Source organism: Methylibium sp., assembly GCF_035762065.1.
Taxonomy (GTDB): Bacteria; Pseudomonadota; Gammaproteobacteria; order Burkholderiales; family Burkholderiaceae_C; genus Methylibium.
Genome location: NZ_DASTPW010000043.1, coordinates 39,759 through 58,689, shown reverse-complemented (window position 1 = coordinate 58,689; position 18,931 = coordinate 39,759). Strand labels below are relative to the sequence as shown.

At 72.1% G+C, this 18,931-nt stretch carries 23 protein-coding genes; 10 read left to right on the top strand and 13 right to left on the bottom strand.

Features of this window, described 5'->3' with window-relative positions; genetic code table 11:
* Positions 1 to 3: 3 nt before the first annotated feature.
* Positions 4 to 654: an HAD family hydrolase gene (locus VFR90_RS11755; protein WP_326406322.1), complete on the top strand. Its 651-nt coding sequence runs from the start codon at positions 4 to 6 to the stop codon at positions 652 to 654.
* Between the two features lie 21 nt (positions 655 to 675).
* Here VFR90_RS11755 and folE2 read toward each other — a convergent pair whose 3' ends face one another.
* The 5 genes from folE2 to VFR90_RS11730 all read right to left on the bottom strand — a co-directional run bounded on the left by folE2 (position 676) and on the right by VFR90_RS11730 (position 5,199).
* Complete coding sequence (gene folE2, locus VFR90_RS11750) at positions 676 to 1,509, bottom strand: GTP cyclohydrolase FolE2 (RefSeq protein WP_326406321.1); 834 nt, start codon at positions 1,507 to 1,509, stop codon at positions 676 to 678.
* Positions 1,510 to 1,662: 153 nt separating this feature from the next.
* Positions 1,663 to 2,118 (bottom strand): GNAT family N-acetyltransferase, encoded by a 456-nt coding sequence (locus VFR90_RS11745; protein WP_326406320.1) that lies wholly within the window; start codon positions 2,116 to 2,118, stop codon positions 1,663 to 1,665.
* Between the two features lie 15 nt (positions 2,119 to 2,133).
* Entirely contained in the window at positions 2,134 to 4,029 is a 1,896-nt protein-coding gene (dxs, locus tag VFR90_RS11740; protein ID WP_326406319.1) for a 1-deoxy-D-xylulose-5-phosphate synthase, read from the bottom strand.
* 10 nt (positions 4,030 to 4,039) lie between these two features.
* Positions 4,040 to 4,933 (bottom strand): polyprenyl synthetase family protein, encoded by an 894-nt coding sequence (locus tag VFR90_RS11735; protein WP_326406318.1) that lies wholly within the window; start codon positions 4,931 to 4,933, stop codon positions 4,040 to 4,042.
* On the bottom strand, positions 4,930 to 5,199 hold the full coding sequence (locus tag VFR90_RS11730) for an exodeoxyribonuclease VII small subunit (protein ID WP_326406317.1): 270 nt from the start codon (positions 5,197 to 5,199) through the stop codon (positions 4,930 to 4,932). The genes VFR90_RS11735 and VFR90_RS11730 overlap by 4 nt, the downstream gene beginning before the upstream one ends.
* A 205-nt stretch (positions 5,200 to 5,404) precedes the next feature.
* Here VFR90_RS11730 and put2H point away from each other — a divergent pair, with 205 nt between their 5' ends.
* From put2H to VFR90_RS11705, 5 genes are all read left to right on the top strand, one after another.
* On the top strand, positions 5,405 to 6,568 hold the full coding sequence (gene put2H / locus VFR90_RS11725) for a putrescine 2-hydroxylase Put2H (RefSeq protein WP_326406458.1): 1,164 nt from the start codon (positions 5,405 to 5,407) through the stop codon (positions 6,566 to 6,568).
* A gap of 67 nt (positions 6,569 to 6,635) precedes the next feature.
* Positions 6,636 to 7,511 (top strand): DMT family transporter, encoded by an 876-nt coding sequence (locus VFR90_RS11720; protein WP_326406316.1) that lies wholly within the window; start codon positions 6,636 to 6,638, stop codon positions 7,509 to 7,511.
* Between the two features lie 17 nt (positions 7,512 to 7,528).
* On the top strand, positions 7,529 to 8,386 hold the full coding sequence (locus VFR90_RS11715) for a sulfurtransferase (RefSeq protein ID WP_326406457.1): 858 nt from the start codon (positions 7,529 to 7,531) through the stop codon (positions 8,384 to 8,386).
* A gap of 82 nt (positions 8,387 to 8,468) precedes the next feature.
* Entirely contained in the window at positions 8,469 to 8,903 is a 435-nt protein-coding gene (locus VFR90_RS11710) for a universal stress protein (protein WP_326406315.1), read from the top strand.
* A gap of 4 nt (positions 8,904 to 8,907) precedes the next feature.
* A complete protein-coding gene (locus tag VFR90_RS11705) occupies positions 8,908 to 9,522 on the top strand; it encodes a GNAT family N-acetyltransferase (RefSeq protein ID WP_326406314.1) in 615 nt (204 codons plus the stop codon).
* Here VFR90_RS11705 and purN read toward each other — a convergent pair.
* Together purN and VFR90_RS11695 are read right to left on the bottom strand one after the other, a co-directional pair.
* A complete protein-coding gene (gene purN, locus VFR90_RS11700; protein WP_326406313.1) occupies positions 9,485 to 10,117 on the bottom strand; it encodes a phosphoribosylglycinamide formyltransferase in 633 nt (210 codons plus the stop codon). The genes VFR90_RS11705 and purN overlap by 38 nt on opposite strands.
* A 34-nt stretch (positions 10,118 to 10,151) precedes the next feature.
* On the bottom strand, positions 10,152 to 11,042 hold the full coding sequence (locus VFR90_RS11695) for a hypothetical protein (RefSeq protein ID WP_326406312.1): 891 nt from the start codon (positions 11,040 to 11,042) through the stop codon (positions 10,152 to 10,154).
* A gap of 160 nt (positions 11,043 to 11,202) precedes the next feature.
* On the opposite strand from VFR90_RS11695, the gene VFR90_RS11690 reads away from it, so the two are divergent.
* Positions 11,203 to 12,522 (top strand): tryptophan--tRNA ligase, encoded by a 1,320-nt coding sequence (locus VFR90_RS11690; RefSeq protein ID WP_326406311.1) that lies wholly within the window; start codon positions 11,203 to 11,205, stop codon positions 12,520 to 12,522.
* 23 nt (positions 12,523 to 12,545) lie between these two features.
* Positions 12,546 to 12,992, top strand: a complete 447-nt coding sequence (locus VFR90_RS11685; RefSeq protein ID WP_326406456.1) for a DUF3717 domain-containing protein — start codon at positions 12,546 to 12,548, stop codon at positions 12,990 to 12,992.
* Between the two features lie 15 nt (positions 12,993 to 13,007).
* Here the strand turns inward: VFR90_RS11685 and VFR90_RS11680 are convergent, their stop codons facing one another.
* Entirely contained in the window at positions 13,008 to 13,823 is an 816-nt protein-coding gene (locus VFR90_RS11680) for a helix-turn-helix domain-containing protein (protein WP_326406310.1), read from the bottom strand.
* Positions 13,820 to 14,062, bottom strand: a complete 243-nt coding sequence (gene atpE / locus VFR90_RS11675) for a F0F1 ATP synthase subunit C (protein ID WP_326406309.1) — start codon at positions 14,060 to 14,062, stop codon at positions 13,820 to 13,822. Before atpE ends, VFR90_RS11680 begins: the two co-directional genes overlap by 4 nt.
* A 207-nt stretch (positions 14,063 to 14,269) precedes the next feature.
* On the opposite strand from atpE, the gene VFR90_RS11670 reads away from it, so the two are divergent.
* Complete coding sequence (locus tag VFR90_RS11670) at positions 14,270 to 14,875, top strand: hemerythrin domain-containing protein (protein WP_326406308.1); 606 nt, start codon at positions 14,270 to 14,272, stop codon at positions 14,873 to 14,875.
* Between the two features lie 93 nt (positions 14,876 to 14,968).
* Here the strand turns inward: VFR90_RS11670 and VFR90_RS11665 are convergent, their stop codons facing one another.
* The 4 genes from VFR90_RS11665 to aroQ all read right to left on the bottom strand — a co-directional run bounded on the left by VFR90_RS11665 (position 14,969) and on the right by aroQ (position 18,236).
* On the bottom strand, positions 14,969 to 16,411 hold the full coding sequence (locus tag VFR90_RS11665) for a sensor histidine kinase (RefSeq protein ID WP_326406307.1): 1,443 nt from the start codon (positions 16,409 to 16,411) through the stop codon (positions 14,969 to 14,971).
* Positions 16,412 to 16,442: 31 nt separating this feature from the next.
* Entirely contained in the window at positions 16,443 to 17,156 is a 714-nt protein-coding gene (locus VFR90_RS11660; RefSeq protein ID WP_326406306.1) for a winged helix-turn-helix domain-containing protein, read from the bottom strand.
* Between the two features lie 7 nt (positions 17,157 to 17,163).
* Positions 17,164 to 17,679 (bottom strand): Spy/CpxP family protein refolding chaperone, encoded by a 516-nt coding sequence (locus VFR90_RS11655; protein ID WP_326406305.1) that lies wholly within the window; start codon positions 17,677 to 17,679, stop codon positions 17,164 to 17,166.
* Between the two features lie 101 nt (positions 17,680 to 17,780).
* On the bottom strand, positions 17,781 to 18,236 hold the full coding sequence (aroQ, locus tag VFR90_RS11650) for a type II 3-dehydroquinate dehydratase (RefSeq protein WP_326406304.1): 456 nt from the start codon (positions 18,234 to 18,236) through the stop codon (positions 17,781 to 17,783).
* Between the two features lie 86 nt (positions 18,237 to 18,322).
* On the opposite strand from aroQ, the gene VFR90_RS11645 reads away from it, so the two are divergent.
* Positions 18,323 to 18,904 carry a cysteine hydrolase family protein gene (locus VFR90_RS11645; protein WP_326406303.1) on the top strand — a complete coding sequence of 194 codons (582 nt, stop codon included), beginning with the start codon at positions 18,323 to 18,325 and terminating at the stop codon, positions 18,902 to 18,904.
* Positions 18,905 to 18,931: the final 27 nt, after the last annotated feature.

Sequence of the window (18,931 nt, the reverse complement as noted above, 5' to 3'; positions counted from 1 at the left end):
GCGATGCGCCTCGCGCTCTTCGACCTCGACCACACGCTGATCCCCTTCGACAGCGGCATGGCCTGGCTGCGCTTCCTCGCCGACCGCGAGCGCACCACGCCGGAGGTCGTCGCGCGCTACCTCGACGTGTGCCTGCGCTACGTCAGGAGCGAAGCCGACGTGCGCACCGTGCAGCGCGCGCTGCTCGCGCCGATGGCCGAAATCGCGCGCGCCGACCTGCGTGCCTGGACCGCCGAATTCGCGGCGACGGTGCCGGCCAGCCTGGAGCCGTCGGCGCGCGCGCTCGTGAAGCGGCACCTCGACGCCGGCGACCGCTGCGTGCTCGTGACCGCAACGACGCGCTTCATCGCCGAGGTCTACGCGCAGGCCTTCGGCATCGGCGAGACGCTCGCGAGCGAGGCGCTCGCCGATTCGCACGGCCAGCTCACCGGCGAGCTGGCCGGCCCGCCGTGCGCCGGTGCGCAGAAGCTGGCGAAGCTGCAAAGCTGGCTGCAGCTGGAAGGACTCGCGCTCGCGAGCTTCGAACGCAGCTTCTTCTACAGCGACTCGGCCGGGGACCTGCCGCTGCTGGAGGCCGTCAGCGAGCCGGTGGCCGTGCGGCCCGAGCCGCGCCTGAGGCAGGTGGCGGCCGAACGGGGCTGGGCGATCGTCTGAACCGAAGGCGCCGCGGCGAACTCAGCGCTCGATCACCGCGAACGCGCTGTGCGCGTGGATCGACTCGAAGTTCTCGACCTCGACCCGGTAGCGCCCCAGCCGCGCATCGGCGTTCAGCCGCAGCGCCACGTCGCGCACGAGGTCCTCGACGAACTTCGGGTTCTCGTAGGCGCGCTCGGTGATCCACTTCTCGTCGCTGCGCTTGAGCAGGCCCCAGATCTCGCTGGAGGCGGAGGCCTCGGCGTGCTGCACCAGGTGCTCGAAGCCGACGGCCGCGCCGTCGTGCTCCAGCAGCTCGGCGCGGATCGTCACGTGCGAGCGCTGGTTGTGCGCGCCGTAGTCGCTGATCTCCTTCGAGCAGGGACACAGGCTCTTGACCGGGACCACCGCCTCGCACCAGATGGTGATGACGCCGGCACGCCGCTCGGCGATCCACGCGCCTTCGTACTCGAGCAGGCTCGCGACGCCGGAGACCGGCGCGTGCTTGCGGATGAAGAACGGAAAGCGCGCCTCGATGCGGCCTTCGTCGGCATGCAGCTTGTCGAGCATCGCGCCCAGTTCGACGCGCAGCGCGCCGGCATCGAGCGGCACGCCGGCCGCGGCCAGCGCGTCGAGCCATGCGACGAAGCGCGACATGTGCGTGCCCTTCTGCTCGGCCGGCAGCGCCACGTCGAGGCTCCAGCTCGCGACCGTCGTCGCCGCGGTGCCGGCGACGCGGATCGCGAGCGGATAGCGCAGCGCCTTCACGCCGACGCGCTGGATCGTCAGGTGACGCTCGTCGCGCTCGCTTTGCGTGTCGGGAATGTGCATCCCGGCGAGCAGCGATGAGGAGGCGGGGTGGGTCATGTCGTTCATGGCAAGCGTCGGGATGCTCGGTTCAGACGGGGCGCAAGGCAGTCGCGAGCATGACAGCGGCAACGAGGCCGTGGGTTCGAAAGGTCTGATCGCAGCGATGCGTGCGGTTCAAGTCGCACGCGCCGCCCGGCTCGCGCCTTCGATGCCCGGGCGCTACAGCTCCAGGGTCATGAACACGCTGTGCGGATCGGGCCGGTAGTCGCCGAACGGTCCGCAGGGGCGGAAGCCGACGCTCTCGTAGAGCTTGTGGGCCGCGAGGAAGGTGGCGACCGGGCCGGTCTCGAGGCTGACGCGCCTGTAGCCGCGCTTGTGCGCTTCGCCGAGCATGTGCGCGAGCACCGCCCGGCCGGCGCCTCGCCTGCGGCCGGTGGACGGCGTGCGCATCGACTTGAGCTCGCCGTGCCCGGGGTCGAGTTCCTTGAGTGCGCCGCAGCCCAGCAGTTCGTCGCCGTCGCGCACGGTCCAGAAGCTGATGTCGGGGGCCTTGAGCCGCGCGACGTCCAGCGCGTGCACGCTCTCGGGCGGCGAGATCGCGTGCATGTCGCGCAGATGCTCCTCGAGCAGCGCGAGCACGTCGGGCCGGGCGGGATCGTCGAGTTCGATGCGCATCGCGTCGGCGCTTCTTCAGCCGTTGATCGCCGGGCGCACCAGCTCCAGCTTCGCGCCGAAGCGCTTGAGGATGCTCTGCTCGATGCCGGCCGCGTCGAGCCCCTGCTGCGCCAGCAGCTTCGCCGGGTCGCCGTGTTCGATGAAGACGTCGGGCAGGCCGAGCATCAGCACCGGGTTGGCGAGGCCCGCGCTCTGCAGCGCTTCGAGCACCGCGCTGCCGGCGCCGCCGGCGACGCAGCCTTCCTCGACCGTCACCAGCGCCTCGTGGGTGCGCGCGAGTTCGACCAGCAGTTCGGTGTCGAGCGGCTTGACGAAGCGCATGTTGGCCACCGTCGCGTCGAGCTTCTCGCCGGCCGCGAGCGCCGGGTACAGCAGCGTGCCGAAGGCGAGGATCGCGATGCGGCGACCGCTCGGCCGCGCATGGCGGCGGATCTCGCCGCGGCCCCACGGCAGCGCAGCCAGCCCGGGCTCGATTGCGACGCCGGCGCCGGCACCGCGCGGGTAGCGCACCGCGACCGGGTGGTCCTGGCGGAACGCCGCGGTCAGCGCCTGCCGGCATTCGTTCTCGTCGGCCGGCGCGATGAGGCTGCAGTTCGGGATGCAGCGGATGTAGGCGATGTCGTAGGCGCCGGCGTGCGTCGCGCCGTCGGCACCCACCAGGCCGGCGCGATCGAGCGCGAAGACCACCGGCAGCTTCTGGATCGCGATGTCGTGGACCAGCTGGTCGTAGCCACGCTGCAGGAAGGTCGAGTAGATCGCGACGACCGGCTTCAGACCTTCGCACGCCAGGCCGCCGGCGAAGGTCACCGCATGCTGCTCGGCGATGCCGACATCGAAGTAGCGCTTGGGGAAGCGCTGCTCGAACTCGACCATGCCCGAGCCCTCGCGCATCGCCGGCGTGATGCCCACGAGCCGCTCGTCCTCGGCGGCCATGTCGCACAGCCACTGGCCGAAGACCTGCGTGAAGCTCGGCTTGCCCGGGGCCTTCTTGACGATGCCGACCTTGGGGTCGAAGGGGGTCGGTCCGTGGTAGTTGATCGGGTCGGCCTCGGCGAGCTTGTAGCCGTAGCCCTTCTTGGTGACCACGTGCAGGAACTGCGGGCCCTTCAGGTCGCGCAGGTTCTCCAGCGTCGGCACCAGCGCGTCGAGGTCGTGGCCGTCGATCGGGCCGACGTAGTTGAAGCCGAACTCCTCGAAGATCGTGCCCGGCACGACCATGCCTTTCGCGTGCTCCTCGAGCCGCCGGGCCAGCTCGAACAGCGGCGGCGCCTTCTTCAGCACGCTCTTCGCGCCCTCGCGCGCGGCGCTGTAGAAGCGCCCGCTCATCAGCCGCGCGAGGTACTTGTTGAGCGCGCCGACCGGCGGCGAGATCGACATGTCGTTGTCGTTGAGCACGACGAGCATGTTGGCGGCCGAGTCGCCCGCGTTGTTCAGTGCCTCGAAGGCCATGCCGGCGCTCATCGCGCCGTCGCCGATGATCGCGACCGAGCGGCGCTCCTCGCCCTTGATCTGCGCGGCCAGCGCCATGCCCAGCGCGGCCGAGATCGATGTCGAACTGTGCGCGGTGCCGAAGGTGTCGTACTCGCTCTCGTCGCGGCGCGGAAAGCCGCTGATGCCGCCGAGCTGGCGCAGGGAAAGCATGCGGTCGCGCCGGCCGGTGAGGATCTTGTGCGGGTAGGTCTGGTGCCCGACGTCCCACACCAGCCGGTCGCGCGGCGTGTCGAACACGTAGTGCAAGGCGATCGTCAGCTCGACGGTGCCGAGGTTGCTGCTCAGGTGGCCGCCGGTCTGCGCGACGCTGGTCAGCAGGTGGTCGCGCAGCTCGTCGGCCAGCTGCTTGAGCTGCGCGCGCTCGAGCTTGCGCAGCTCGGCGGGCTGGTCGATCTTGGACAGCAGCGGGTAGGTTTTCATCGGTGCCCTCTCATGACTCGCGCTCGACCACCTTGTCGGCCAGCACGCTCAAGCGCGCGGCATGCGCGAGGCCGCTTCCGGCCAGCGCCGCCTGCGCCTGGTTGCGCAGCGCCTCGGCATGGCGCTGGGCCGCGTCGAGGCCGAGCACGGTGACGTAGGTCGGCTTGTTGTGGTCGGCGTCCTTGCCGGCGGTCTTGCCGAGGGTGCCGGAGGCCTGCGTCGCGTCGAGGATGTCGTCGACGACCTGGAAGGCCAGGCCGATCGCCGCGCCGTAATCGGCCAGCGCGGCCCAGGCTCGGGCATCCGTCGTGCCGCAGGCCGCGCCCATCATCACGCTGGCCTGCAGCAGCGCGCCGGTCTTGCGGCGGTGCATGTCGGACAGCGCCGGCTCGTCGAGCGAGCGGCCGACGCTCGCGAGGTCGATCGCCTGGCCGCCGGCCATGCCGTCGCCACCGGCGGCGCGCGCGAGCAAGGCGCACAGCCGGGCCTGCAGGCCCGGCGCGACCGCATCGCCGGGCGGCGTCAGCACTTCGAAGGCGAGTGCCTGCATCGCGTCGCCGGCGAGCATCGCCATCGCTTCGCCGTAGCGCACGTGCACCGTCGGCTTGCCGCGACGGAGCACGTCGTCGTCCATGCACGGCATGTCGTCGTGGATCAGCGAGTAGGCGTGGATCAGTTCGACCGAGCACGCGGCACGCAGAGCGGCCTCTTGATCGGCCGCCTCGCTCGCCTCGGCCGCCGCCAGCACGAGCAGCGGGCGCAGCCGCTTGCCGCCGTCGAGCACGCCGTAGCGCATCGCCTCGCCCAGGCCCGCCGGCGCGTCCGCCGGCACCCAGCGCCCGAGCGCCTGTTCGACGGCCGCCAGGCTCTCGCGGCTCCAGCTCTCGAAGGCGTCGCGCTTCATGCGGCGTTGGGGTTGAAGCTGCGCCACTGGCCGGCTTCGAGCACCTGCACCTGCTGCTCGACGGCCTCGAGCTTCTCGCGACAGTAGTCGAGCAGGTAGGCGCCGCGGCGGTAGCTGGCGAGGAGGTCGTCGAGCGGCAGCGCGCCGGCTTCCATCGACGCGACCAGCCGTTCGAGTTCGCCCAGCGCCGCCTCGTAGTTCGAAGGCGCGTCCTGCGGTGTTTCGGCGGTGGGTGGCGGCCCGTCGGCGGGCACTTGCTTGGGCATGGCGCGAATGGCCGGGATTGTAGTCAGCGGCCCTTCCCGGCCCGCGGCTTGCCCGCTCGCATCGAAGCCGCTGGACGTCCCCGTCGATAGAATCCCGCTCCCCGTGCCAAGCCGCTTCGCCCGGCGCGGGTTCCCACCCTCCTCGGTGGCGCGGCATGTCGCTGCGCCGGTGTCCCGGTTCAAGTTTTCCGACCGCCTGGGGATCATGTCCGACCTGAGCATCACCCGCGAAGCCCTCGAGCGCAGCCATGCGCAGCTGCCCGTGTCGAGCTATTTCGACGAGGAGACCTACCGCCGCGAGCAGGAGCTGATCATCCGGCCCGGCCCGCGCTACCTGGGCCACGCGCTCGCAGTGCCCGAGGTCGGCGACTACCACGCGCTGCTGCACGAAGGCGATGGCCGCGCACTGCTGCACACGCCCGACGGCATCGAGCTCGTCTCGAACGTCTGCCGCCATCGCCAGGCGGTGATGCTGCGTGGCCGCGGCCAGACCGGCCAGCACGTCGTCTGCCCGCTGCACCGCTGGACCTACGACCTGCACGGCCGCCTCGTCGGCGCGCCGCACTTCCCCGACGACCCCTGCCTGCACCTCAAGAACTACCCGGTGCAGCGCTGGAACGGCCTGCTGTTCGAGGGAGGCGCCGACCGCGCGAACGTCGCGACCGCACTGGCCACGCTCGCGCTGCCGCCCGAACTCGACTTCAGCGGCTACGTGTTCGATCGTGCGCACCTGCATCACTGCGACTACAACTGGAAGAGCTTCATCGAGGTCTACCTCGAGGACTACCACGTCGGCCCCTTCCATCCGGGCCTCGGCAACTTCGTCGCCTGCGACGACCTGCGCTGGCAGATGGGCCGCGAGTTCTCGGTGCAGACGGTGGGCGTCGCCAAGCACGGCGACGAGGCGCTGGGCAAGCCCGGCTCCGACGTCTACCGCCGCTGGCACGAGGCGCTGAAGGCCTTCCGCGCCAGCCAGCACGGCGGCACGCCGCCGGCGCACGGCGCGATCTGGCTGACGCTGCATCCGACGGTGATGGTCGAGTGGTACCCGCACGTGCTGGTCGTCTCGACGCTCTACCCGCAGGGTCCGCGCAAGACGCTCAACCTCGTCGAGTTCTTCTACCCGGAGGAGATCGCCGCCTTCGAGCGCGAGTTCGTCGAAGCGCAGCAGGCCGCCTACATGGAGACCTGCGTCGAGGACGATGAAATCGCCTTGCGCATGGACGCCGGCCGCGAGGCGCTCTGGCGCCGCGGCGACGACGAGCACGGCCCCTACCAGAGCCCGATGGAAGACGGCATGCAGCACTTCCACGAGTGGTATCGCCGATCCATGAGCCGGTGCGCAGGCCAAGGCACGGCGAAGGCGTGAGGCGGCGGATGTCCCCGGACCTGCGCTGAACCACGCCGCGCCCGCCGGCCTGCCGGCGCCGGTGCTGATGGCGCTGGCCACGTTGTTGTTCGCCGCGATGGGCGTGGGCGTCAAGTTCGCGTCGAGCCACTACGCCACCGGCGAGATCGTCTTCTTCCGGGGCCTGGTCGGCGCGGTCGCGATGGCCCTGCTCGCGCGCCGGCGGGGCATCGCGCTTGCGACGCCGGTCCCGGCGATGCACCTTTGGCGCTCGGCCGTCGGCGTCACCGCGCTGGGCCTGTGGTTCTACGCGATCGCCGGGCTGCCGCTGGCTACCGCGATGACGCTGAACTACATGTCCTCGGTCTGGATGGCGGTGTTCCTGATCGGCGGCGCGGTGATGCTCGGCCGCTCCAGCATCGATGCGCGGCTCGTCGCGACGGTGCTGGTCGGCTTCGTCGGCGTGGCGCTGATCCTGCGGCCGACGATCGAGCGCGACCAGCTCTGGCACGGCCTGCTCGGCCTGCTGTCGGGCGTGCTGTCCGCGCTGGCCTACCTGCAAGTCACCGCGCTCGGTCGCGTCGGCGAGCCGGAGCCGCGCGTCGTCTTCTACTTCTCGCTCGGCGGCATGACGGCCGGGCTCGCGACGCTGCCGTTCACCGGCCTCTCGACGACGCACACGTTCGAAGGCGTCGTCTCGCTGCTCGCCGTCGGCATCTTCGCGACCGCGGCGCAGTTGATGATGACCCGCGCCTATGCGATCGGCCGGACGCTGGTCAACGCGAGCCTGCAGTACCTCGGGATCGCCTACGCCTTCGGTTTCGGCGTGCTGCTGTTCGACGACCCGGTGACACCCATGGCGCTGGCCGGCACCGCGCTGGTGATCGCCGCCGGCCTCGCGGCGACGCAATTGCGCAGCCGCGCCGCACCCACCGATGCCAAGACCTCGACGCTGGAGAGCTGAGCCGCATGAACCCGCCCCTGCCGAAGCCCTTGATCGATGCCGCGACGCTCGCCGAGCGCCTCGCCTCGGGCGCGCCGACGACGCTGCTCGACGCCTCCTTCGACCTCGCCGACCCTGCCGCCGGCGAGCGCGCCTGGGCGGCGGGCCACCTGCCCGGCGCGCTGTACCTGCATCTCGATCGCGACCTGGCCGACCACGCGCCGGCGCCCGACGGTCGCTTCCGCGGCCGCCACCCGCTGCCCGCGCGCGAGGCCTTCGCCGCGACCCTCGGCCGCTTCGGCGTCGGGCCGGCCACCGCGGTCGTCGTCCATGACCGCCAGGGCGGCGTCTACGCCGCGCGCGCGTGGTGGATGCTGCGCTGGCTGGGCCACGCCGAAGTCGCGGTGCTCGACGGCGGCGTCGCCGCCTGGACGGCCGCCGGCCACCCGCTGAGCAGCGAGCCGCCGCCGGCGCCGACGCCCGCCGCGCCCTACCCGGCGGGCGCTTCGCTCGTCGCCAGCATCGACGCCGACGCGCTCGGCGCCCGGCTCGGCACGCTGCGCCTGATCGACGCGCGCGCGCCGGAGCGCTTCCGCGGTGAGGTCGAGCCGCTTGACCCGATCGCCGGCCACATTCCCGGCGCGCTGAACCGGCCGTTCAAGGACAACCTCGACGCGCAGGGCCGCTTCCTGCCGCCCGACGCCTTGCGCGCGGCGTTCGTGCCGCTGCTTGGCGGCGCGCCGGCCGCCGACGTCGTGCACCAGTGCGGCTCCGGCGTCACCGCCTGCCACAACCTGCTGGCGATGGACGCCGCGGGCCTCGCGGGCTCGGCGCTCTACCCCGGCTCGTGGAGCGAGTGGTGCGCCGACGCGACGCGGCCGATCGCGATCGGCTGACGCGGCACGCGCGTCGAACCACCCTTGACGGCCGCGTGAACGCGGCGCAAGGTCCGCTCACCCGGACCCCGCGGAGCGCCTCATGTACCGACGCATCCTGGTTCCCACCGACGGCAGCCCGATCACCGAGAAGGCGATCGCCGCCGCGATCGGCCTCGCGAAGCCGCTCGGCGCGCAGATCGAGGCGCTCGCCGCGGTCGAGCCTTTCCAATATGGCGTGATCGGCGAGGTGGATCCGCCGCCGCCGGTCGACTTCCGCGAAACGCAGCAGCGCATCGCGACGCAGCGCGTGCAGGCGATCGCGCTCGCCTGCGAGAGCGCCGGCATCGCCTGCAGCGTCCACGTCACCGAGGCCGCGCATCCCTACGAAGCCATCATCGGCCACGCGACGCAGCGTGGCTGCGATGTGATCGTGATGGCCTCGCACGGTCGCCGCGGTGTGCGCGCGATGCTGCTCGGCAGCCAGACACAGAAGGTGCTGACGCACACCGCGGTGCCGGTGCTGGTGGTGCGCTGAGCCGATGACGCGAAGCAAGGCGCCGGCCCCGTCGATCGACTTCCGGCCGTTGCGCCGCGACGACTTCCCGACGCTGGCCGGCTGGCTCGTCGAGCCGCACATCGCGCGCTGGTGGGCCGACGACGCGACGCCGGCCGGGCTCGAGGCCGACTACGGCGGCTGCATCGACGGCAGCGAGCCGGCCGAGGTGTTCGTCGCCTGCGTCGAAGAACAGGCGCTCGGCTTCGTGCAGCGCTACCGGCTCGCCGCGTATCCGGACTACCGGGACGAGCTGGCGGCGCTGGCGCCGATCCCGCCCGGCGCATGGGGGATCGACTACCTGATCGGTCCGCCGTCCTTGATCGGCCGCGGCTGGGGCCGCGCGATGGTCGAACGCTTCGTCGGGAAGCTCTGGCAGGACGACATTGAAGCGGTGTGCGTCGTCGTCGCGACGCATGCCGACAACCCGGCGTCATGGCGCACGCTCGCGAGCGCCGGCTTCGCGCGGGTCGCGGCCGGCGACATGGCCCCCGACAACCCGGCCGACGACCGCCGGCACCTCGTCTACCGGCTCGACCGGCCGCTCGACGTCGCCCCAGCGCTCAACGCAGCCACTGCGGCTCGCCGTCGAGCTGCGTGACGAGGCCGCTGGCCGCGTCGATCGACACGCGCTCGCGCACGATCCAGCGCAGCGCCGTCGGGTAGAGCCGCCGTTCCGCGTCGAGCACGCGCGCGGCGAGCGCCGCCTCGTCGTCGCCCGGCTCCACCGGCACCGCCGCCTGCGCGACGATGGGCCCGAAGTCCAGCTCCGGCGTCACGTAGTGCACCGTCGCGCCGGCGAGCTTGCAGCCGGCCTCGATCGCGCGCCGGTGCGTGTGCAGGCCGGTGAAGGCCGGCAGCAGCGACGGATGGATGTTCACCATCCGCCCGGCGTAGCGCTCGACGAAGCCAGCGGTCAGCACGCGCATGAAGCCGGCGAGCACGACGAGGTCGGGCCGGTGCGCGTCGATCGCTTCGGCCAGCGCCGCATCGAAGGCCTCGCGGCTCGCGAAGAGCTTGTGGTCGACGACCTGCGGCGCGATGCCGTGAGCACGCGCCACGTCGAGCCCGGCGGCGCCCGGGCGGTTGCCGATGACTCCGACGATCTGCGCCGGCCAGCACTCGCGCTCGCAGGCCTCGAAGATCGACGGCAGGTTCGAGCCACGGCCGGAGATCAGGATCACGAGGCGTTTCATCGGCGACGAGTGTAGAAGTCGCCTGCGGCTGTGCTCAGTGCTGGTGCCTGTATGCGTCGAACTCGAGACCCGCGCCCTGGTAGCCGAAGCGGCTGACCTGGCTGACGTAGGCACGCAGATAGGCTTCGACCGAGCCGGCATCCTCGCGCTGCTTGACATGGCGCAGCTCGTGGGTAAGCACGGTTTCGAACTGGCGCGTCACCCAGTCGTTGATGAAAACCGTGTGCCCCAGGGTTAGGGCGGCCAGGCGCTGCGGGTCCAGGCCGAGCGCGCGGAAGGAGCGGTCAAGCGTCGAATCGGACGGCGTCGGCAGCTCGCCGACGACGATGCGCACTGAAGCCAAGTCGTTCACACCGGCCTCGCGTGCCCAGTCCAGCTCGGGCCCCACCAAGGCACGGCCGTGTTCCTCGGCGTACGCCTCCCGTTCCTGAACCCATTCGACGGCGCTCGGCAGCATCGCCTCGACATCGGCTTCGAGCAGGCGGGGCCGCGCCAACGGGTTGGCGAGCGACGGCGGCGGGTAGCGCTCGTCCATTTCCGCCACTGAAAGCTCGCGCGCCGCGGGCGAGCTGGGTTCTGGCGAGACTGAACGGCTGCGCGTGGACGCCACATGCGCTTCGCGCACCGGCGAGTCGTCGCGGACGTTCTCGCTCGCCACGCGGCGGCGGCTTGATTCGGCCGCTTCAGGACTGGTGCTTTCGCGGCTTCGCTTCATCGCGTCGAGACGCCAGGTACCCGACGTGTAAGAACGCGGCGAACTGCTCGCATCGCTCGTGCTGTCGTCGTTCGAGCTCGAGCGCGCCGACAGGTCATGGGCCGAGGAGGGCGAACGCCGCAAGGTCGGCTTGCGAGGAGAGTTGGACCGCGTGTTTTCGGGCGACGGCGGATCGAACAGCCGACCCGACAAGAAGTTGCGGATGTTCACGACGGCGGCGGTGAGTCGGTACTGAAGCGTGCTGAACGCTCGAACTCTGCTGGCAGTCGCTGCGGGAACAGGCGTTCGAGCGAAGCCGCGACGGCATAAACGAACAACAACCCGGCCACGACCCCTTCCTAGAATGGCTTTTCTTCATCGCACACGCCCCATGAAAGCCCGCGTCCTCACCGGCATCACCACCACCGGCACGCCCCACCTCGGCAACTACGTCGGCGCGATCCGCCCGGCGATTGCCGCGAGCCGCGAGGCCGGCGTGCAGAGCTTCTTCTTCCTGGCCGACTACCACGCGTTGATCAAGTGCGACGAGCCCGATCGCATCGAGCGCTCGCGGCTTGAGCTGGCCGCGACCTGGCTGGCTTGCGGGCTCGATCCGCAGCGCGTGGCCTTCTACCGGCAAAGCGACATCCCTGAGACGCCCGAGCTGACCTGGCTGCTGACCTGCGTCACCGCGAAGGGCCAGATGAACCGCGCGCATGCCTACAAGGCGGCGCTCGACGCGAACCTGGCGGCGGGCGAAGACGCCGACGCCGGCATCTCGATGGGGCTGTACAGCTACCCGATCCTGATGGCGGCCGACATCCTGCTGTTCAACGCGCACCGCGTGCCGGTCGGCAAGGACCAAGTCCAGCACATCGAGATGGCGCGCGACCTCGCGCAGCGCTTCAACCACCAGTACGGCCAGGGCCACGATCTGTTCGTGCTGCCGCAGGCCGAGGTGGAGGCCGAGGTCGAGCTGCTGCCGGGCCTCGACGGCCGCAAGATGAGCAAGAGCTACGACAACATCGTGCCGCTGTTCGAGGGCGGCGCGAAGGGCCTGCGCGACGCCGTGGCGCGCATCGTCACCGACTCCAGGCTGCCCGGCGAGCCGAAGGAGCCGGAGGGCACGGCGCTCGTCGCGATCTTCGATGCGTTCGCGAGCGCCGACGAGCGCGCGGCCTTCCGCGCCGAGCTGCGCGCCGGGCTCGGCTGGGGCGATGCGAAGCACAGGCTCGTCGAGCAGATCGATCGCGAGCTCGCGCCGATGCGCGCGCGCTACGACGAATTGATGAGCCACCCCGAGCGCATCGAGGAAACGCTGCAGGCCGGCGCCCAGAAGGCGCGCGCGGTCGCGAAGCCCTTCCTCGAAAGCCTGCGGCGGGCCGTGGGCCTGCGGCCGATGCTGGCGGTGCCGGCGTCGATCGCGAGGCCGGCCGCGGCGAAGGACGGCCCGGTCGCGCTCGCGAACTTCAAGCAGTACCGCGAGACCGACGGCCGCTTCCATTTCAAGCTCGTCGATGCCGCCGGGCAGACGCTGCTGCAAAGCGACGGCTTCGCCGAAGGCCGTGAGGCCGGCGCCTGGGTCAAGCGGCTGAAAGCCGAAGGCGCCGCGGCGCTGGCCGGCGCGCCGGTGCGGCGCGGCGCGGGCGTCGATGCGCAGCGCGTCGAGGCGGCGCTGGCCGCGCTCGTCGCGGCCGAACCGGCGCCGTGAAGCGCGACGACCTCGTGCCGACCATGGCCGGCATCCACATCAACGACATCGAATCCGCCATCAACTGGTGGCGCGAACGTTCGCCGTCGCCCGACAACGTCAGCGCCTGCCCCGAAGTGCGCGCGCTGGCCGAGGTGTACGCGCTGCTCGTCTACTACCGCGAGTCGCAGTGCGACGAGGCGACGATGCCGCCAAAGGCCCGCGACGCCTGGCTCGCCTGGTACGCGACCACGCCCGACGCGCCCTGCATCGCGATCTGCTCGACCAGCCAGGGCGACTCGGTGTGCAAGGGCTGCGGCCGCACCGAGGGCGAGGTGCAGCACTGGCCGGCGATGAGCCCCGGCGCGAAGCGCGCGGTGTGGCGGCGCATCACGCACGAGGGGACCGCGTGGCGGTTCAACCGCTATGCGGAGCGCGGGGCCGAGACGAGCGAGGCCGCAGCCGTCGGCACGCCGCCCGGCGCCGCCTGAGCCTGCGGGCGTGGTTCACCCCATGGCCCGCAACGCCGCCTCGGTCGCCGCGTCGGCCGGGTAGAACAGCTCGACGGTCAGCTCGGCCAGCGTCACGTCGCGCGGCGAGCCGAAGGTCGCGAGCGTAGTGAACAGCGACAGCCGCACGCCGCCGAGTTCGAGCACGCAGGGGATCAGCAGCGCGGGCGCGTCCTCGGGCGCGCCCTGCTCCCGCGGCTCGCGAGCGAGTGCCGCGACGTTCGGCCAGGCCATCACCTCCGCGGCGAGCGCGAGCGTCGCGGCGTCGGTGCTGGATGCGGCGACGCGCTGCAGTTCGTCGATCAGGTAGCGGCCCCAGTCCGCGAAGTTGAGCGTCCATGCGGCCATGCCCTCGGGGTGCAGGCTCGCGCGGAACACGTTGAGCGGCGGCCCTTGAAGGAAAGCCGGCAGCTGCGCGACCAGCGTCTTCGCCGCCGCGTTGGCGAGCACGACGTTCCAGTGCCGGTCGAGCGCGACGCCGGGATAGGGGTGGTGCGCGTCGAGCAGCCGTTGCAGCGCCGCGCGCACGCCTTGCAGACCCGGCGCGCCGAGCTGCGTCTCGGAAAAGCGCGGCGCGAAGCCGGCGGCGAGCAGCAGCCGGTTGCGCTCGCGCAGCGGCAGCCCCAGCTGCTCGGCCAGCGCGAGCAGCAGCTCGGCGCTCGGCTTCGCGCGGCCGGTCTCGACGCAGCTCAGGTGCCGCGTCGAGACGCCGGCGTCCAGCGCCAGGCTCAGCTGGCTCAGGCGCCTGCGCTCCCGCCAGCCGCGCAGCAGCTCGCCGACCCTGGCGGTGCCCGACTCGGCGAGCGCGCTCATCCCTTGAAGGGGTTCGCGGTCGCGAACCACAGGCCGATGCCGGTCGCGATGATGAAGGCACCGTCGGTCACGCCCGCGGTCAGGAAGTACTTGGTCTGCAGCGTGTCGATCAGCTCCGGCTGCCGTGCCGCCGCCTCGAGGAACTTGCTGCTCGAAAGCCCGATGCCGAGGCAGGAGCCGATCGCGGCGAGGCCGATCAGCAGGGCGACGGCGAGCGGCAGGACGTCGAAGGCGGGCATGGACTTCTCCTCGGATGGGTCGGGAATTGATGGCCTCAGTGTGGGACGCCGGGGTCAAGGCGTCGATGACCTCCCGGGTCAAGCCGGAAGGCGCATGGGCAACCGCCGCTGCGACCCGGACGGCCGGCTCACGCGGGAATGGGCGTTGCCAGAGAGAGGAACGCGCCGTCTCGCGCGCGCAGCCAGGCCACAGGAAAGGACCCCGCCATGACCATGCTCGACAAAGTGATCGCCGCCGTCACCCCACCCGAAAGCGAAGCCGCCCGCGCCGAGGCCCGTGCGAAGGCGCGCGAAAAGGCCGTTCCCGGCGGCTGGCTCGAAGCCGTGCTCGACCACCACCTGCAGATCGAGGACAGCTTCGCCGCGGTGCGCAACGCGAGCGACGCGACCAGCCGCCGCGGCGCGCAGAAGCAGCTGGCGGTGCTGCTGACCGGCCACTCGCTCGCCGAGGAGGCGGTGATCTACCCGGCGCTCGCGCTCAACGGCGAAAAGGCGCATGCCACCTCGGCCTACACCGAGCAGAGCGCAGCGAAGGTGCAGCTCGCCGGCCTCGACGAGCTCGACCCGATGAGCCAGGATTACCTCGACAAGCTCGAACACCTGCGCGGCGCGGTGCTGCACCACGTGTACGAGGAAGAGAAGAACTGGTTCTGCGACTTGCAGGACAAGCTCGACAAGGGCGCGCACGACAAGCTCGCGGCGCGCTACGCCGAGGAATTCCGCCGCTACATCGGCATGGCGCCGCCGCAGCGCGGGGCGCAGGGCATGGCGCAGGGGATGTCGCCGGGCTACGCGCAGGGCATCGCGCCCTGAGGCCGCCTCCGCCGCGCATCGAGCGCGACTGCCTCGGCCAGCCGCGCCGACGACGCCCCCGCGGCCCGGCCGATCGAGGCGTCGCCGGCCGGCTCAGCCGGCGGCACGCAGCGGCAGCGCCAGCACGAAGCAGCTGCCGCCGTGCTCGCGCGGCTCGCACCAGACCGCGCCGCCGTGGTGGCGCGCGATCTGGCGCACGAGGCTCAGGCCCAGGCCGACGCCGCCTTCGTGCTCGGCATGTCCCGGCAACCGGTAGAAGGGCTCGAAGATGCGCTCGCGCTGGTCCTCGGGCACGCCGGGGCCACGGTCGTGCACGCGGATCTCGGCACGTTCGCCGGCGCGCTGCAGTTGCAGCACCGGCGCCTCGCTGCCGCCGTAGCGGCGCGCGTTCTCGAGCAGGTTGCGCAGCGCGCGGCGCAGCAGGCGCTCGTCGCCGGGCAGCGTCGCGGGCAGCCGGGCGTCGGGCGCTTCGAGCAGCGCGTCGACGCGGGCCGCTTCCTCGGCCGCGAGCGCGAGCAGATCGACGGGATCGCGCGGCGCCTCGGCGGCCTGGGCGCTCAGGTTCTGGCGCGCGTCGAGCCGGCTCGCGAGCAGCACCTCCTCGACCAGCGCGTCGAGCTCGCCGATGTTGCGCTCGATCTCCTGCTTGAGCCGCGGCTGCTGCGCGGCGGGCGCCGTCTCCAGCATCGCCAGCGCCATCTTCAGGCGCGCCAGCGGCGAGCGCAGTTCGTGGCTGGCATTGGCGAGCAGCGAGCGGTGCGAGGCGAGCAGCGTCTGCACCCGTTCGGCCGCCGCGTTGAAGCTGGCGGCGACCGCGGCGACCTCGTCGCGGCCCGAGGCGTCGACGCGGCGCGTCAGCTCGCCGGCGCCGAAGTCCTCGACGCCCTGCTTCAGCGCTTCGAGCCGGCGCGTGAGCCGGCGCACGACCGGGTAGGCGCCGGCGGCGACCGCGACGAACAGCACGCCCAGCGTGATCACGACCCCGATGCCGCGCATGAAGAAGGGCGGCGACTCGGGCAGGCCGCGCCCCCCGCCGTCGGGCCGCCGCGGGCCGCCGCCGCGCACCACGAGCAGCGTGCGGCCGTCGCTCATCGCGACGCGCTGCGGCGTGCGCCGTTCGCCGGGGTTCAGCGAGCGCAGCGGGCGATCCTCGGCGGGCGGCGCGGCGCGGCCGGCGGGATCGACGGCGTCGGGCGGCGCCTCGGCGGCGCTCGCATCGGGCGGCTCGCCGGTGAGCCGCGCGTACATCGGTGCGGTCGCGATGCGCTTGCCGGCGACGTCTTCCAGCGCCAGCGCGAGCCGCAGCCGCGCCGACCATTCGAGCAGCTCGCGGCGCTGCTCGGCCTCGTCGGCCTCCGGCGGCGGCAGCGCGCCTTGCAGCAGCTCGGCCCAGGCGGCGAGGCGATCGCTGGTCGCGGCCGCGTAGCGTGCGCGCTCGTGCTCGATGTTGCGCTGGACCAGCCAGCCGGAGACCAGCGCGAACAGCAGCAGCGCCGCGACGACGGTGAGCCAGATGCGCAGGTACAGCGTCTTCATGCGCCGCCCGGTCGCGCCCGAGCGCCTCGGCTCACGACTCGGCGTCCTGCTTGCGCGCGAACACGTAGCCGGCGCCGCGTACGGTGAGGATGCGGCGCGGCACCTTCGGGTCGTCCTCGATCACCGCGCGGATGCGCGAGACGTGCACGTCGATCGAGCGGTCGAAGGCCTCGAGCGCATGGCCCTTGAGCGCATCCATGATCTGGTCGCGCGTGAGCACGCGGCCCGGCGCGCGGGCCAGCACCAGCAGCAGGTCGAACTGGTAGCTGGTGAGGTCGCAGGGCCTGCCTTCGAGGCGCGCCTGGCGCCCGCCGGGGTCGATCTCGAGCCGGCCGAAGCGCAGCACGTCGTCGTCGGCGGCCTGCGGCTGGGCACGGCGCAGCAGCGCCTTCACGCGCGCGAGCATCTCGCGCGGCTCGAAAGGCTTGGGCAGGTAGTCGTCGGCACCGATCTCGAGCCCGACGATGCGGTCGAGCGGCTCGCCGCGGGCGGTGAGCATCAGCAGCGGCAGCGCGCGGTGGCGCGGCGAGGCGCGCAGCTCGCGGCAGAGGTCGAGGCCATCGCCGTCGGGGAGCATCAGATCGAGCACCAGCGCATCGACCGGCGTGCCGCGGTCGAGCCGCTGCCGGCCCGCGGCCAGCGAGCCGGCGGTCTCCACCTCGTAGCCCGCCTGGCGCAGGTAGTCGCCGAGCATGCCGGTGAGGCGGGCGTCGTCGTCGATCAGCAGCAGGCGGGCGGCGGTCATCGGTCGGTCAACCCTTCGGCGTTTCGAGCTGCCGGCGTTCCTGCATGTGGCGATTCATCATGTCGTGCCGCGCCTTCATTTTCTCGGCCAGCTTGGCGCGCTGCTCCGGGCTGAGCACGCGGCTCGCGTCGAGCATCGCCTGCAGCATCCGCCGCGATGCCTGGTCGTGCTGCGCGAGCATCTGCTGGCGCAGCGTCTCGGCGGCGTTGGCGTCGACCGTCGGCTGGGAGAACAGCTGCAGCTGGCGCTCGCGCAGTTCGCGGCCGGACTGGCGGATCGTCTTCAGGTCGTCGCGCGCCGCCTGAGCGATCTGGCGCAGCTGGGTGCGCTGTGCGTCGGTCGCGTTCACCTCGTCGAACACGCGCTCCAGCATGCGCGGCGAGCCCATCATGAAGCCGCCGCCTTCGTGGCCGCCGTGGCCGGGGCGCGCCCAGGCGCTCAGGCTGAACGCGCTGGCGAGCGCCAGCAGCGTCGCCATCACGAACACCCGCGTGCGCGGCAGGGAGAGATTCAGTCCATTCATCGGAGATCCTTTCCTTCGCCTTCGATCAGGCTGGAGGCATCGTCGGCCGCAGCGGTGAAGCGTGCTTGGGCCGCCGGTAAAGATCTGCGAAGGCGGCCGACTCAGGCGCCGCCGGCGCGCCGGGCCAAGCCCTCGATGGCGAGCCGGTAGCCGTCGATGCCGAAGCCCACGACGATGCCGGCGGCCACCGGCGAGAGGTAGGAGTGGTGCCGGAACGCCTCGCGCGCATGCACGTTCGAGATGTGCACCTCCACCACCGGCACCGCGACGCCCTTGATCGCGTCGTGCAGCGCGACCGAGCTGTGCGTGTAGGCGCCCGCGTTGAGCACCACGCCGATCAGCGTGCCGGCGGCATGCGCGGCGGCGGCGGCGTGGATCGCGTCGATCAGCTCGCCCTCGTGGTTGCTCTGCCGGCACTCGACCGTGTGGCCGAGGCGCACGGCGGTGTCGCGGCACAGCGCCTCGACGTCGGCCAGCGTCTGTGCGCCGTAGACCGAAGGCTCGCGGCGGCCGAGCAGGTTGAGGTTGGGGCCGTTGAGGATCAGCAGCTGGGGCATGGCGGGGCAGCGGGGCGCGTGCGGCGAGGCCGCAACGGTAAGGCCTGACGGCCGGGGCCGGGCGTCGCGTTTGCCGTAAGGCCGGCATGGCTCAGGCGCTCGACGATGCCGCGCTGCTGATCGTCGACATGATCGGCACCTGGCAGTTCCCGGACGGCGCGGCGATGCTCGCCCGCGCGCAGGCGATCGCGCCGCGCATCGCGCGGCTCGCCGCGGGCTTTCGCCGCGCCGGACTGCCGGTGGTCTACGTGAACGACAACCACGGCCAGTGGCGTTCGGACTTCAAGCATCTGCTGGCGGCCGCGGCCGGCGCCGGGGCGGCGCAGGCCCGGCTCGTCGAGCGGCTGAAGCCAGCCGACGACGACTACTTTGTGCTCAAGCCCAAGCACTCGGCCTTCTACGCGACGCCGCTGGAGCTGCTGCTCGACCACCTCGGCAGCCTTCGGCTCGTGCTGACCGGCGTGACCGCCGACCAGTGCGTGATGGCCACCGCGATGGACGCCAAGCAGCGCGAGCGGGAGGTCATCGTCGCCGGCGACGCGGTGGCGGCGCTCGACGACGCCCGCACCGAGGCCGCGCTCAGGCACTGTCGCGAGGCGCTGCAGATCGCGACCTGCAGCACCGCCGAGCTCGAAGCGAAGCTGCCGGTCGGCCGTCCGCGCGGCTGACGGCCGGCATCGCGCGGGCGCGGCGGC